We start from the raw sequence: 14,384 nt of genomic DNA, 5'->3' as shown, positions 1-14,384 counted from the left end.
CGCCGGGGAACAGATGAGTATTTAAGTGGGGTGCGGGGAGCGCAACCTCTGCGTCCTCAGCGCCTCTGCGCGAACCGAAATCCCTTGGCCTTCGCTCCGGCTGAACAGAACTAGGGGGCCAGCCTTGATCAGCCCACCCCCTCAAATCCTCACGACCCCGTAACCGGTCCTCCGGCGGCCTGGAACAGGGCGACCGTGTCGGTCATTCGCGCCGCCTTGGCCTGGATCAGCTGCGACCGGGCCTGGGCGTCCGTCGCGGTCGCATTCAGCAGTTGCAGCGTCCCCACATCGCCCAGCGCCAGCTGCCGCCGCGCGAAGGTCAGCGCCTGGCCCGCCGCATTGCTCGCTCGCTGGGCCGCGTCCAGCGCCTGCGCGTCGGTGGACAGGCCGGTCAGCGAGTCCGCGACATTGCCGAACGCCTGGAGCACCGCCTGGCGATATTGCGCCTTGGCCCCGTCCAGCGCCGCCTCCGCCGCCTTTTGCTGGTGGCGCAGCGCGTTGGCGTGGAACAGCGGCTGGGTGATGCCGCCGAGCAGCGCCCAGAAGGGATTGCCGCTCTTGAACATGTCGCCGAAATTCTGCGCCGAGCCACCGGCATTGGCCGACAGCTGAATGCTGGGCAGGCGGGCGGCGATGGCGGCGCCGACATCGGCACCCGCACCCTGCAACTGCGCTTCGGCGGCGAGCACGTCGGGGCGACGATGGACCAGCTCGGACGGTACGATGGCGGGCAGTTCGGTCGGCAGGGTCAGCTGCGACAGCTCGGGCAGCGGCGGCAGCGCCGAACCCGCCGGGCGGCCGATCAGCGTCGCGATGACGGTGCGCTGCGCGGCTTCGGCGCGGACCAGCGGGGGCAGGGCCCCCTCGGCGGTGGCGAGCGCGGCCTGCTGCGTCGCCACGTCTGAGGCACCGACCGCGCCCAGCCGCTGACGCTGTTGCAGCGCGGTCAGGATGTCGCGGTTGACCTTGACCGCAGTCTGCGCGGCGGCGACCTGTTCGGCCAGGCTCGCCCGCTCGATCAGGGCGGTAACCAAGTTGGCGGCCACCGTCATCCGGGCAGCGTCCAGCTGATGCCGCTCGACCTCGGCCCGCGCCACGGCCGAGCGGACCTGCGCCCGGTTCCCGCCGAACGCATCGACGTCATAGGAGACGCTGACCTGCGCGGTATGCAGCGTGTAGAGAAGTTGGTTCTCATCGGCGACCGCCGAAGACAGCGAGTCCGACACGCGATTGCGCTGCGCCTGATAGCTCAGACTACCCTGCGGAAACAGCAGCGAGCCACGCGTTGCCCGCGCCTGTTCCCGTGCCTGCCGCAAAGACGCTTCGGCGACCCCCACATCATTGTTATGCGCCAGCGCCTCGGCGACCAGCGCGTCGAGCTGGGCATTGCCGAACGCATGCCACCATTCGGACGCGACGCTCGCCGACACGGTCTGCGCCGGGCCGGTCGCCGGGGCAATCACCGGCGCGGGAGCCATGGGCGGCAGGCTGGCATGGGCGTCCAGATCATGTGGGCCGACTGCACAGGCCGAGACGCAGGCGAGCAGCGGCAGGGTCAGGAAACGCTTCATGCCGGAACCCCGGATTCAGGAGTGGTGGTATCGTCCTGGTCGTCGACCATCGGATCATGCTTCTTCTTGCGCTGCGACAAGGGCAAGCGGGTGGAATAGCGGCTGATCAGCACCGGCAGGACCAGCAGGATCAGCACCGGGGCCAGCGTCATGCCGCCCACCACGACCAGCGCGAGGGGCTTCTGCACCTGGCTGCCGATCCCGTGCGACAGGGCGGCGGGCAACAGGCCGATGGCGGCGACCAGACAGGTCATGACGACCGGGCGCAGGCTGTTCTTGACGGTGGTGGCCAGCGCATTCTCACGCGGCGCACCCTCGTCGATGGCGTTGTTGAAGGTGGTGACGACCAGGATGCCGTCCATTACCGCGATGCCGAACAAGGCCACGAAGCCGATCGCCGCCGAGATGCTGAACGCCGTGCCGGTCAGGGCCAGCGCCAGCACACCGCCCACGACCGCCATCGGGATCGCGGAGAAGGCGAGCAGGCTGTCGCGCATCGAACCGAAATTGGCATAGAGCAGCAGCAGGATGAGCACGAGGCTGATCGGCACCACGATCTCCAACCGGGCGATCGCGTTCTTCAGATTGTCGAGCTCGCCCGCCCATTCCAGATGATAGCCCGGCGGCAGCTGGACATTCTGGTTGATCCGCGCGCGCGCCTCCTCGACCGCGCCGCCCAGATCGCGACCACGCACCGAGAATTTGATCGGGACGTAGCGCTCCTGATGCTCGCGATAGATGAACGAGGCGCCGCTGGTCAGCTTGACGTTGGCCACCTCCGACAGAGGCACTTGGACGGTCCCGTTGCCGTCGGGCGACGGCGCGCCGATGGTGATGTTGCGCACCGATTCCAGCGAGTCGCGCTGAGTCGGCTGCAACCGCACGATGATCGGGAAGTGGCGGTCGGTGCCGGGTTCGTACAGGTCGGCGGACGACTGGCCACCGATGGCGGCGGCCACCGTCTGGTTGATGTCGTCGGGCGTCAGGCCATAACGGGCGGCCTTGGCACGGTCGACGTCGATCCGCACGGTCGGCTGGCCCAGGATCTCGAACACGCCGAGATCCTCGATGCCCTTCACCTTGGCCATCTGCGCCTTGATCTGGTTGGCCAGCTTTCCCAGCGTGACCAGATCGGGACCGAACAGCTTGATCGAATTGGCGCCCTTCACGCCCGAGGCAGCTTCCTCGACATTATCCTCGATGATCTGCGAGAAAGAGAAGTCGACGCCGGGATATTTCTTGGCGAGCCGGCTCGACAGTTCGTCGATCAGCTTCTCCTTGGTCATGCCGCTCGGCCAGGTGTCGAACGGCTTCAGCGGCACGAAGAACTCGACGTTGAAGAAGCCGGTCGCGTCGGTGCCGTCGTCCGGGCGGCCATGGGCGGACAGGACCGCCGTGGTCTCCGGATAGCTGGCGATGATCTTGCGCACCTCGTTCGTCACCTTCTCGCCCGCCTCCAGGCTGATCGAGGAGGGGAGGGTGGCGCGGATATACATATTGCCTTCTTCGAGGTGCGGCAGGAACTCGATGCCCAGCGAGCGCACGCCGACGACCGCCAGGACCATCATCAGCGCGGCACCACCGAGCGTCACCACCTTGTTGCGCAGCGCGAAGGAGGCGGCGGGTTCATAGACCGCACGCAGCTTGCCGACGATGAACGTCTCGGTCTCGGCCAGCTTGTCCGGCAGCAGCAGCGTCGAAAGCACCGGCGCGACGGTGAAGGTCGCCAGCAGGCCGCCGCTGATCGCATAGGCATAGGTCTTGGCCATCGGGCCGAAGATGTGCCCCTCGACGCCGGTCAGGGTGAACAGCGGCAGGAAGCTGGCGATGATGATCGCGGCGGCAAAGAAGATGCCGCGGCTGACCTCGGACGAGGCGCCTAGCACCGCGCCGAAGCGGCTGGCCAGGGTGTAGCGGCCCTGGCCGTTCTCCACGGCGGCAGAGCGTTCGACCATGTGGCGGAAGATATTTTCCACCATGATGACGCAGGCATCGACGACAAGGCCGAAGTCCAGCGCACCGACCGACAGCAGGTTCGCACTCTCCCCCTGCAACACCAGGATCAGGATCGCGAAGGCGAGCGCGAAGGGGATAGTCGCCGCCACGATGATCGCCGAGCGCAGATTGCCGAGGAACAGCCACTGGAGCGCGAAGATCAGGAGGATGCCGACCACCATGTTTTCCATGACGGTATGGATGGTCAGGTTGATCAGGTCGGAACGGTCGTAGATCCGCTCCAGATGGACGCCGGGGGGCAGGACGCCGCTGTCGTTGATGTTGGCGACCTCGGCCTGGACGGCCTTGATCGTCGGCATCGATTGGGCGCCGCGCTGCATCAGGACGATGCCCTGCACGATGTCGTCGTCGTTATTGTACCCGGCGATGCCCATACGCGGCGCGTTGCCGACCTTGACGGTCGCCACGTCCTTGATCAGCACGGGCGCGCCACCCGCCTGACCGACCAGCACGTTCTGGATCGCGTCGGGCGACTGGATCAGGCCGATGCCGCGCACGATCGCAGCCTGTTCGCCGAAGTTGATCGTCTGGCCGCCGACATTGCCGTCGCTCTTGGACAGCGCCGCCAGCACCTGCGCCACGGTGACGCCATGGGCGTTCAGCCGGTTCTGGTCGATCACCACGTCATAGGCGCGCAGCTTGCCGCCCCAGCCCGTCACGTCGATCACGCCCGGAATCCGCTTGAACCGGCGCTGGAGCACCCAGTCCTGCAGCGTCTTCAGGTCCATCACCGAATAGCCCTTGGGCGCGGCGATGCGGTAGCGATAGATTTCGCCCACCGGCGAGGTCGGCGACAGCGTCGGCTGCGCACCACCGGCCAGCGGCGGCAGCTGCGACAGGCGGTTGATGACCTGCTGGCGCGCCTGTTCGTTGGTATAGTCGTAGGTGAACTGGATCTTGATGTCCGACAGGCCGAACAGGCTGATCGCGCGGATCGCGGTCAGGTGCGGGATGCCCGCCATCTGGACCTCGATCGGGATGGTGACGTTACGCTCCATCTCCTCGGCGGACAGGCCTTGGGTCTGGGTGATGACCTCGACCATCGGTGGAACCGGGTCGGGATAGGCCTCGATGTTGAGGTTGATGAAGCCGATGACGCCAGCGACGATCATCGCGAAGAACAGGCCGACGATCAGCAGTCGCTGACGCAGCGCAAAGTCGACGATGCGGTTCATTATTCGCCGATCCCCGCTTCGTTGACGAACAGCGCGCCCGAGGTGACGATCTTCTCGCCCGGCTTCAGGCCGGAGGTGATGGTGACCAGGCCGTTCGCCGAGTCGCCGGTCGTCACGTCGCGCGCGACCAGCAGGCCGTCGGGACGCATGATCCAGACACGGGCATTGTCGCCTTCATGAATGACGGCGGCGGCGGGCACGCGGATCGCCTCGCCCGCGTTCAGATGCTTGATCGCGAAGCTGGCGAACATCTGCGGCTTCAGCGCCTTGTCCGGGTTGGGGATGGAGGCGCGGACGGGCAGGCGGTGGGTCTGCGGGTCAAGCGCAGCACCGACCAGATCGATGGTGGCGTGGAAGACGCGGCCGGGCACGGCAGGCGTCGTCACTTCGACCGGATCGCCGACGCGGACATTCTCGGCATCGCTCTCGGCCACCTGCGCGACCAGCCAGACGCGCGAGGGGTCGGTGATGGTCATCACCGGCTTGTCGCCGCCCTGCGAGACATATTGGCCCGGCGCGACATCGCGCGAGGCGACGACGCCGCTGATCGGGGCGACCAGCGTGGTGATGTCGTGAATGCCCGAGCCCTGGCCCGCATTCTCCAGCCGGTTGATCTCGCCCTGCGACTTGCCGAGAATCGCCAGCTTGTCACGCGCGGCACCCAGCGAGGCGGCGGCGGTGCGCGCAGTCGCCTGCGCGGCGGCGAGATCGGCCTTGGCCTGCTGATAATCCTTCAGCGCGCCACCGGCGGTCTCATAGATTTGCTGCTGGCGGTCGGCGTTGCGCTGCGCCGCGACCAGCTGCGCCTGCGCATTCTGGTAGGCCGCGCGCGCCGAGAACAGGCCCGAGCCGGCATCGACGAAATCGCTGGTCTTGATCAGCAACAGCGGCTGGCCTTGGCGCACCGTCTGGCCCGCATCGGCCAGCATGCGCACCACTTGACCGGCATAGGGCATCAGCACCGGGGTCGAGCGGGTCGCATCGACGGTGATCGCGCCGGTCGCCATCGTCTGGTCGCCCGACGCTCCCAGCCCGACGCGCATCGTCGGCATCGCCGCCAGCTGGTCCTTCGACAGGCGCAGCGTGCCCGGCGGCGGCGGGGCGGGGGGCGTCTCTTCCTTGTGCGTCAGCTTGCCGATGACCGTGAACAGGACCAGCGCCCCGATCAGGACGGCGGCGGCGATGCCGACCCAGCGCCATTGCTGCGCGGAGGACAGGCGGCGGGTTTCGGGTAGCGTTGCGTCGGCGGGGTTGACGTGCATCGGGCTCTTTCGGCGCAAGAAGGCGGATATTAGCCCGGCCGATAGGGGCCGCCCCCTGACCCGGCCCTTACGGGTTCCTTACGAGACGTTCATGATCGGGCGCGGCCGGATCGTCCGAAAATCCACGGAAATTGCCCGAAACGCCTGATTCCAAGATGTTGGCCGGAGGCTTGTCGATATGACCGCCCTGTCACCCGTCAGGAACAAAAGTCACGGTTCGTCGTTGAAAACGAACGGCTCGACATAAGGGAGGGTATAAGATGGCCAGTCACATGCCGCCGCCACGGATTTCCGACATGCCGCGCGAGCAGCGTCTCGACGCGCTCTATCGTCGTGCGGCCGAGGATCGCGCCCGGTACATGGCGATGCGTACCCGCAAGCCCGGCCTGCTCGACCGGCTGCTTCACATGTTCTGATCGACTTGCGTCGCGTGCGTCAGGGGAAGGTATGACGGGCGCGACGACGGGGAATGGCCCGCGGGCGCAGACGCTTTTCACGACGCATGTCACTGTGACCCAGCGCCATCATGATGATGACCAGCGAAGACAGCGCCGACACGGTCAACCAGATTTCCACCAGCGCACCCGCCATGCCGTCTCCCCATGCTCCGAACCGCGCCAACGCGTCTGCTTCCGATCCGATCCCTTCACGCGCCGCAATATCCTTTGGTCCCGCCCCGACCGCTGCGATATAGCTGCCCGTCATGATCCGATCCGATCGCCGATCCTGGCCGCTGGCCATCTGGCTGGCCCTGCTGTCCGGTTATGTCGATGCGATCGGATTTCAGCAGCTTGGCGGCTATTTCGTTTCCTTCATGAGCGGCAACGGCACGATGCTCGCGGTCCGACTGGCCGCACCGCACGGACCCTTGGCGGGAGCGGTCGCGATATTGGCGATGCTGCTGGCGCTGTTCGTCGCGGGCGTGCTGGTCGGCACGCTGATCCGGCTGGCGCTGCCGCGCATCGGGCAGGTTGCGGTGCTGCTGCTGGTCGCCTTGCTGCTGGGGGGCGTCGGGGTACTGGGCGGATGGACCGCGCCCGCCATGGTGCTGGCGATGGGCGCGGCCAACGCTACCTTCGAGCGTGACGGAGAGGTCAGCATCGGCGTCACCTATATGACCGGCACGCTGGTCAAGATCGGCCAGCATCTGGCGCACACCGTCGCGGGGCGGGAGCTTTGGGGCTGGCTGCCCTATCTGCTGCTCTGGAGCGGGTTTCTGGTCGGGGCGGGGCTGGGGGCGCTGGCCTATCCGCTTTGGGGATTGGCCTCGCTGGCGGCAGCGGTGGCGGGCGCGCTGATCGCGGCGGGAGCGGCCTGGCGGCTCTGTCCGGCGGCCTGACGCACGCGCAAACGGGCTCGCCGCCTTTTTGGTCGACCCGACTTGGATTTCACGCGAGAGCAATATAATTACAAGCGTAAGAGTCGGGCATCAGACCCGAAACAGGAGAGCTTATGCGCGTGATCGACCATCTGGTTGCCGGTGGCCAAGCCGCAACCGACGCCGCCGGAACCCCTCCCGAGGGTCGTTTGGGTGATGTCTTCGACCCCAATAGCGGCCAGGTTCAGGCCCGCGTGATGCTGGGCGACGCTGCGCTGCTCGAACGCGCCGTGGCCGCCGCACAAGCCGCGCAGCCGGGTTGGGCCGCAACCAATCCGCAGCGCCGGGCGCGGGTGATGTTCCGCTTCAAGGAACTGGTCGAGCAGAATATGGATGCGCTGGCGCATCTGCTCTCCTCCGAACATGGCAAGGTGATCGCCGACGCCAAGGGCGACATCCAGCGCGGGCTGGAGGTGATCGAGTTCGCCTGCGGTATCCCCCACGCGCTGAAGGGCGAATATACGCAAGGCGCAGGGCCGGGCATCGACGTCTATTCGATGCGGATGCCGCTGGGCATCGGGGCGGGGATCACGCCGTTCAACTTCCCCGCGATGATCCCGATGTGGATGTTCGGCGTCGCCATCGCCTGCGGCAACGCCTTCATCCTGAAGCCGTCCGAGCGCGATCCCTCGGTCCCCGTCCGCCTGGCCGAACTGATGCGCGAAGCGGGCGCGCCCGAGGGCATCCTTCAGGTCGTGCATGGCGACAAGGCGATGGTCGATGCGATCCTCGACCATCCGGCGATTTCTGCGGTCAGCTTCGTGGGCTCGTCCGACATCGCGCATTACGTGTACCGGCGCGGCGTCGAGGCGGGCAAGCGCGTTCAGGCGATGGGCGGCGCCAAGAACCACGGCATCGTCATGCCCGACGCCGATCTGGACCAGGTGGTCGCCGACCTGTCGGGCGCGGCCTTCGGTTCGGCGGGCGAGCGATGCATGGCGCTGCCGGTCGTGGTGCCGGTCGGTGACAAGACGGCGGATGCGCTGCGCGAGAAGCTGATCCCGGCGATCGACGCTTTGCGGGTCGGCGTTTCGACCGATGAGCAGGCGCATTACGGTCCCGTCGTCAACGCCGCGCATAAGCGCCGTGTCGAGGACTGGATTCAGACCGGCGTCGACGAGGGCGCGGAGCTGGTCGTCGATGGCCGCGGCTTCCAGTTGCAGGGTTATGAGGAAGGCTTCTTCATCGGCCCGTCGCTGTTCGACCGGGTGACGCCTGCCATGCAGAGCTACAAGGAGGAAATCTTCGGCCCCGTGCTCCAGATCGTCCGCGCGCCTGATTTCGAGACGGCGGTCCGCCTGCCCAGCGAGCATCAATACGGCAACGGCGTCGCCATCTTCACCCGAAACGGCCACGCCGCGCGCGAGTTCGCGGCCCGCGTCGAGGTGGGCATGGTCGGCATCAACGTGCCGATCCCGGTGCCGGTGGCCTATCACAGCTTCGGCGGTTGGAAGCGCTCGGCGTTCGGCGACGTGAACCAGCACGGCATGGAGGGGGTCCGCTTCTGGACGAAGGTGAAGACGGTGACGCAGCGCTGGCCGGACGGTTCGCCCGATGGCGGCAATGCCTTCGTAATCCCGACGATGGCGTAATAGCACGCCCCTCCCGTTTACGGGAGGGGATGGGGGAGGGAAAGCCACAGGCGGCGGTCTCGGTGAGACTCCTTGCCCTCCCCAAACCCCTCCCGCTTGCGGGAGGGGCTTCAGAAGTGGAAGCATAATGACCCAATTCGACCTCACCGACGAGCAGCGCGAGATCCAGGAACTGGCGCGCCGCTTCACCGCCGATCGCATCACGCCGTATGCAGGCGAGTGGGACGAGAAGCACATCTTCCCCCGCGACACGATCAAGCAAGCCGCCGAACTCGGCTTCGCCGCGATCTACGTGTCCGAGGAATCGGGCGGCATCGCGCTCGGGCGGCTGGAGGCGGCGCTGATCATGGAGGCGATGGCCTATGGCTGTCCCTCGACCAGCGCCTTCATCTCGATCCACAATATGGCGTCATGGATGATCGACCGGTTCGGCGATGCGGATGTGAAGGGCCGCTACCTGCCCGACCTCGTCACCATGGAGCGCATGGCGAGCTATTGCCTGACCGAGCCGGGTTCGGGCTCGGACGCCGCCGCGCTGAAGACGCGGGCGGTGCGCGACGGCGACCATTATGTCGTCGCCGGCTCGAAGCAGTTCATCTCGGGCGGCGGCGAGAACGAGGTCTATGTCACCATGGTCCGCACCGGCGAGGACGGGCCGAAGGGCATTTCCTGCCTGGTGATCGACAAGGATACACCCGGCGTCTCCTTCGGCGCGAACGAGCGCAAGCTGGGCTGGCATTCGCAGCCGACGCGGCAGGTGATGTTCGACAATGTCCGCGTGCCGGTCGCCAACCGGCTGGGCGCGGAGGGCGAGGGGTTCCGCATCGCGATGATGGGGCTGGACGGCGGGCGGCTGAACATCGGCGCCTGCTCGCTGGGGGGCGCGCAGCGCTGCCTGGACGAGGCGGTCGCTTACGTGAAGGACCGCCGCCAGTTCGGCAAGGCGATCTCCGAGTTCCAGAACACCCAGTTCACCCTCGCCGACATGGCGACCGAGTTGGAGGCGGCGCGCGCGCTGCTCTATCTGGCCGCCGCCAAGGTGACGGACAATGCGCCGGACAAGACGCGCTTTGCGGCGATGGCCAAGCGGCTGGCGACCGATACCGGATCGTCGGTGGTCGACCGGGCGCTTCAGCTGCATGGCGGCTATGGCTATCTGATGGACTATCCGATCGAGCGCTTCTGGCGCGACCTGCGCGTGCATTCGATCCTGGAGGGCACCAACCAGGTGATGCGGATGATCGTCGGGCGGGATTTGCTCAAAGACTAAGCTGTTCCCCGGCGAAGGCCGGGGTCCAGTTTCTAAGCAGCCGATGGCGCGCTTCATAGGTTGCCACAACTGGGCCCCGGCCTTCGCCGGGGAACGGGAAGGGGTTAAGGAAAGACATGACCCAAGACCTGATCGTCACTCGCGAAGGCCCGGTGGGGCGGCTGCGGCTCAACCGGCCCAAGGCGATCCACGCGCTAACCCGTGACATGTGCGACGGCGTGCTGGCCGCGCTGGAGGACTGGCGCGGCGATCTGTCGGTGGAGGCGGTGATCATCGACCATGCCGAGGGGCGCGGCTTTTGCGCTGGCGGCGATATTCGCCTGCTGGCGGAAAGCGGTGCGGGCGACGGCGAGGCGGCGCGGGGCTTCTTCCACAGCGAATACCGGATGAACCACCGGCTGTTCACCTATGCCAAGCCGATCGTCGCCTTCATGGACGGCATCACCATGGGCGGCGGCGTCGGAATTTCCGCGCCGGCCCGCTTCCGCGTCGCGACCGAGAACACCCGGTTCGCCATGCCCGAGACGGGCATCGGCCTGTTCCCCGATGTCGGCGGCGGCTGGTATCTCTCGCGCCTGCCGGGCCGGATGGGCGAGTTCCTTGCACTGACCGGCCACCGGCTCGACGGGGCGGAGGCGTACGCCTTGGGGCTGGCCACCCATTATCTATCGTCCTCCACGCTGGACCAGGCCAAGGCTGCGATCATCGCCGCGCCGCAGGACATCGCCGCGACGCTCGACCGGCTCTCTACGCCCGCGCCCGACGCAAAAATCATGGCGCATGCCGCCGACATCGACCGGCTTTTCGCCGCCGATACGCTGGAAGAGATCATCGCCACGCTGGAAGCAGACGGCGGCGAATGGGCGGCGCAGCAGCTCGCCGTGCTGCGCACCAAATCGCCCCAATCCTGCAAGGTGTCGCTCCGTTTGCTGCGCGAGGGAAGGTTGACCACCGACTTCGCCGACGAGATGCGCCGGGAATACGGCATCGCCTCCCGCGTGGTGCAGCGCCCCGATTTCGTCGAGGGCGTCCGCGCGCTGATCGTCGACAAGGACAATGCGCCGCGTTGGAATTCCGCCACGCCCGAGGGCGTGACCGACACGATGATCGACCATATCTTCGCACCCATGCCCGAAGGGCAGGCCTGGACTCCCGACGACCGCTGAGAAGGACGCCCGCATGACCGACTACAACACCCTGATCGTCGAGCGCCGCGAGGCGGTGACCCTGGTGACGCTCAACCGGCCGCAGGCGCTGAACGCGCTCAATGCCGAGCTGCTGTCCGAACTGCTCGACGTGATGCGCGGCTATGACGCCGATCTCGAACAGCGCTGCGCGGTCATCACCGGGTCGCCCAAGGCCTTTGCGGCCGGAGCCGACATCAAGGAGATGCAGGAGATGGACTTCGCCGCCATGTATTGCGGCAATCATTTCACCGGCTGGGACGACTTCACCCGCACGCGCAAACCCATCATCGCAGCGGTCGCGGGCTATGCGCTGGGTGGCGGCTGCGAGTTGGCGATGATGTGCGACTTCATCCTCGCCGCCGACACCGCCAGGTTCGGCCAGCCCGAGATCAAGCTGGGCGTGACGCCGGGCATGGGCGGCTCTCAGCGGCTGGCCCATGCGGTCGGCAAGGCCAAGGCGATGGAGATGTGCCTGACCGGGCGGATGATGGACGCCGAGGAAGCCGAGCGTTCGGGCCTCGTCGCGCGCATCGTCCCCGCCGCCGACCTGGTGGAGGAGGCGCTGAGGACCGCCGCGACGATCGCGGGCATGGCCCCGATCGCGGTCAAGGCCAACAAGGAGATGGTCAACGCCGCCTTCGATATGGGGCTGGCGCAGGGTGTGCAGTTCGAACGGCGCCTGTTCCACGGCCTGTTCGGCTCGGCCGACCAGAAGGAAGGCATGGCCGCCTTTGTCGAGAAGCGCAGCCCCAACTGGACCAATCGCTGATGAGTCTCACGCCCCTCCCGTAAACGGGAGGGGATGGGGGAGGGCAAAGCCGCAAGCGACAGTCTCGGTGAGACCCCTTTCCCTCCCCCAGCCCCTCCCGCCTGCGGGAGGGGGGCAGAAGAAACATAAGAACAAGTCAGGAGAGCAGACATGGCGCGGATCGCCTTTATCGGCCTGGGCAATATGGGCGGCGGGATGGCCGCCAACCTCGCAAAGGCGGGGCATGACGTCCGCGCCTTCGACCTGTCGGCGGAGGCGCTGGCGGCGGCCAAGGCGGCCGGGTGCCTGCCGGTCGACAGCGCCGTGGCGGCGATGGAGGGCGTCGAGGCGGTCGTGACCATGCTGCCCGCCGGGACCCATGTCGAGCGCGTCTATGCCGACGCCGTCTTCGCGGCGGCACCTCCGTCCGCGATCCTGATCGATTGCTCGACCATCGACGTCGCCACCGCGCGCCGCGTCGCGGAGGCGGCGCAAGGCAAGGGCATGATGGCGGTCGACGCGCCCGTCTCCGGCGGAATTGCGGCCGCCAAGGCGGGGACGCTGACCTTCATGGTCGGTGGTTCGGAACAAGCCTTTGCCCGCGCCGAGCCGTTCCTGTCCGCCATGGGCCAGGCGGTGATCCATGCGGGCGGCAATGGCGCGGGCCAGGCGGCCAAGATCTGCAACAACATGCTCCTCGGCGCGACGATGATCGCGACCTGCGAGGCGTTCGTGCTGGCCGAGAAGCTGGGGCTGGAGGCGCAGACCTTTTACGATATCGCCTCGGTTTCGTCGGGGCAGAGTTGGTCGATGACCAGATATTGCCCCGTTCCCGGCGTCGGCCCGGAGACGCCGGCCGATCATGACTATCAGGGCGGCTTCGCGGCGGCGCTGATGCTGAAGGACCTGAGATTGGCGATGCAGGCGGCCCAGGATGCGGGCGCGACCACGCCGATGGGCGAGCGGGCGGCAGAACTTTACGCAGCGTTCGTGGGCGAGGGGCAGCCGCCGGTGGACTTTTCGGGGATCATCCGCACCCTCCGCTAAACCCGTCTTCGCTCAGGCTGGATGGGCTGGGGCCAAGGAAAAGCCCATCGCGCCTTTTCCCCCTGACCAATGCGGCCTAAAGCCCGGAGGGTGATGGAAATACCCGCTCCCCTCCGCCTGCGTGTCGACCGCGATGCGCTCGTTTCCAACTGGCAGGCGCTCGACCGGTTGAGCGGGGCGGCGGCGTGCGGCGCGGCGGTGAAGGCCAATGGTTATGGCCTGGGCGCGGGGCTGGTCGCCGAGACGCTGGCCAAGGCCGGATGCCGCGATTTCTTCGTCGCCAACTGGGCCGAGGCGCAAGGCTTGGCTGCGCTGGGCGTCACGCTGTCGGTCCTGCACGGCTTGCGCGCCGAAGACCTGCCCGCCGCGAAAGCCGGGTTCGCCCGCCCGGTGTTGAGCACGCCGGACCAGATCGCCCGTTGGCGCGACAGCGGCGGTGGCGTGTGCGACGTGATGGTCGATACCGGCATGAACCGGCTCGGTGTGTCGGTGCAGGCGGTGCGGGACGGCCTGCTCGACGGACTGACGATCGAGACGCTTATCAGCCATCTCGCCTGCGCCGATGAGGATGTCGCGATGAACGGGCAACAGCGCGAGGCCTTTGCCGGCCTGAGGGGCCGCACCGGCGCGCGACGCATGAGCCTCGCCAATTCGGCCGGGATCGGGCTGGGCGCGGATTATCATTTCGATCTGACCCGGCCGGGCCTGGCGCTGTACGGCGGCCTGCCGCGTCCTGACATGGCGGGGCACCTCCGCCAGGTCGCCTGGCCCGAAGCGCAGATCCTTCAGCGCCGCCATGTGCCTGCGGGCGAGACGGTCGGCTACAACGCCACCTGGACCGCGCCCGCCGATACCGAGGTGGCGATCCTCAATCTGGGCTATGCCGACGGCTATCGCCGCGCGCTGTCCGACCTTGGGGCGGCGGTGGTCGACGGCGAGAGACTGCCCGTGCTGGGTCGGGTCTCGATGGACCTGCTGGCGGTCGACGTGACCGCGCGTCCCGACCTGGGCGAAGGCGATTGGCTGGCCATGGACTATGACCTGGCCGCTGCTTCCGCCGCGTCGGGCGTGTCGCAATATGAGCTGCTGACCGGCCTGGGCCAGCGTTTTTCTCGTTAGAAAAAGGGGCCGCCTCTCA

Annotated in this window: 12 protein-coding genes; 8 read left to right on the top strand and 4 right to left on the bottom strand. The window is 67.2% G+C overall.

What is annotated here, in order from left to right; translation table 11 throughout:
- Positions 1–149: 149 nt before the first annotated feature.
- The 3 genes from GGQ89_RS06090 to GGQ89_RS06080 are packed head-to-tail and all read right to left on the bottom strand — an operon-like array spanning position 150 to position 6,024.
- A complete protein-coding gene (locus GGQ89_RS06090; RefSeq protein WP_184104905.1) occupies positions 150–1,571 on the bottom strand; it encodes an efflux transporter outer membrane subunit in 1,422 nt (473 codons plus the stop codon).
- Complete coding sequence (locus tag GGQ89_RS06085; RefSeq protein WP_184104903.1) at positions 1,568–4,762, bottom strand: efflux RND transporter permease subunit; 3,195 nt, start codon at positions 4,760–4,762, stop codon at positions 1,568–1,570. Before GGQ89_RS06085 ends, GGQ89_RS06090 begins: the two co-directional genes overlap by 4 nt.
- Positions 4,762–6,024: an efflux RND transporter periplasmic adaptor subunit gene (locus GGQ89_RS06080; RefSeq protein WP_184104901.1), complete on the bottom strand. Its 1,263-nt coding sequence runs from the start codon at positions 6,022–6,024 to the stop codon at positions 4,762–4,764. The genes GGQ89_RS06085 and GGQ89_RS06080 overlap by 1 nt, the downstream gene beginning before the upstream one ends.
- A 260-nt stretch (positions 6,025–6,284) precedes the next feature.
- Between GGQ89_RS06080 and GGQ89_RS06075 the strand changes: the two genes are divergently transcribed.
- Positions 6,285–6,440, top strand: coding sequence for a hypothetical protein (locus GGQ89_RS06075; protein ID WP_156361224.1), 156 nt, complete (start codon positions 6,285–6,287; stop codon positions 6,438–6,440).
- Between the two features lie 19 nt (positions 6,441–6,459).
- Here the strand turns inward: GGQ89_RS06075 and GGQ89_RS06070 are convergent, their stop codons facing one another.
- Entirely contained in the window at positions 6,460–6,729 is a 270-nt protein-coding gene (locus GGQ89_RS06070) for a hypothetical protein (protein ID WP_184104899.1), read from the bottom strand.
- On the opposite strand from GGQ89_RS06070, the gene GGQ89_RS06065 reads away from it, so the two are divergent.
- The 7 genes from GGQ89_RS06065 to alr all read left to right on the top strand — a co-directional run bounded on the left by GGQ89_RS06065 (position 6,728) and on the right by alr (position 14,365).
- Complete coding sequence (locus tag GGQ89_RS06065) at positions 6,728–7,363, top strand: YoaK family protein (RefSeq protein ID WP_184104898.1); 636 nt, start codon at positions 6,728–6,730, stop codon at positions 7,361–7,363. The two genes, GGQ89_RS06070 and GGQ89_RS06065, sit on opposite strands and share 2 nt — an antisense overlap.
- Positions 7,364–7,476: 113 nt before the next feature.
- A complete protein-coding gene (locus tag GGQ89_RS06060; RefSeq protein ID WP_184104896.1) occupies positions 7,477–8,994 on the top strand; it encodes a CoA-acylating methylmalonate-semialdehyde dehydrogenase in 1,518 nt (505 codons plus the stop codon).
- Positions 8,995–9,118: 124 nt separating this feature from the next.
- Positions 9,119–10,264: an acyl-CoA dehydrogenase family protein gene (locus tag GGQ89_RS06055; protein WP_380772852.1), complete on the top strand. Its 1,146-nt coding sequence runs from the start codon at positions 9,119–9,121 to the stop codon at positions 10,262–10,264.
- Positions 10,265–10,380: 116 nt separating this feature from the next.
- A complete protein-coding gene (locus GGQ89_RS06050) occupies positions 10,381–11,430 on the top strand; it encodes an enoyl-CoA hydratase/isomerase family protein (RefSeq protein ID WP_184104892.1) in 1,050 nt (349 codons plus the stop codon).
- 13 nt (positions 11,431–11,443) lie between these two features.
- On the top strand, positions 11,444–12,220 hold the full coding sequence (locus GGQ89_RS06045; RefSeq protein ID WP_184104890.1) for an enoyl-CoA hydratase: 777 nt from the start codon (positions 11,444–11,446) through the stop codon (positions 12,218–12,220).
- Between the two features lie 150 nt (positions 12,221–12,370).
- The gene (mmsB, locus tag GGQ89_RS06040) at positions 12,371–13,246 is read left to right on the top strand and encodes a 3-hydroxyisobutyrate dehydrogenase (protein WP_184104888.1); all 876 of its coding nucleotides are present in this window, start codon (positions 12,371–12,373) and stop codon (positions 13,244–13,246) included.
- Positions 13,247–13,339: 93 nt separating this feature from the next.
- Entirely contained in the window at positions 13,340–14,365 is a 1,026-nt protein-coding gene (gene alr, locus GGQ89_RS06035; RefSeq protein ID WP_184105105.1) for an alanine racemase, read from the top strand.
- Positions 14,366–14,384 lie beyond the last annotated feature (19 nt).

The sequence above is a fragment of the Sphingomonas yabuuchiae genome (assembly GCF_014199595.1).
GTDB classification, from domain to species: Bacteria; Pseudomonadota; Alphaproteobacteria; order Sphingomonadales; family Sphingomonadaceae; genus Sphingomonas; species Sphingomonas yabuuchiae.
This window is presented reverse-complemented; position numbering and strand designations above follow the sequence as displayed.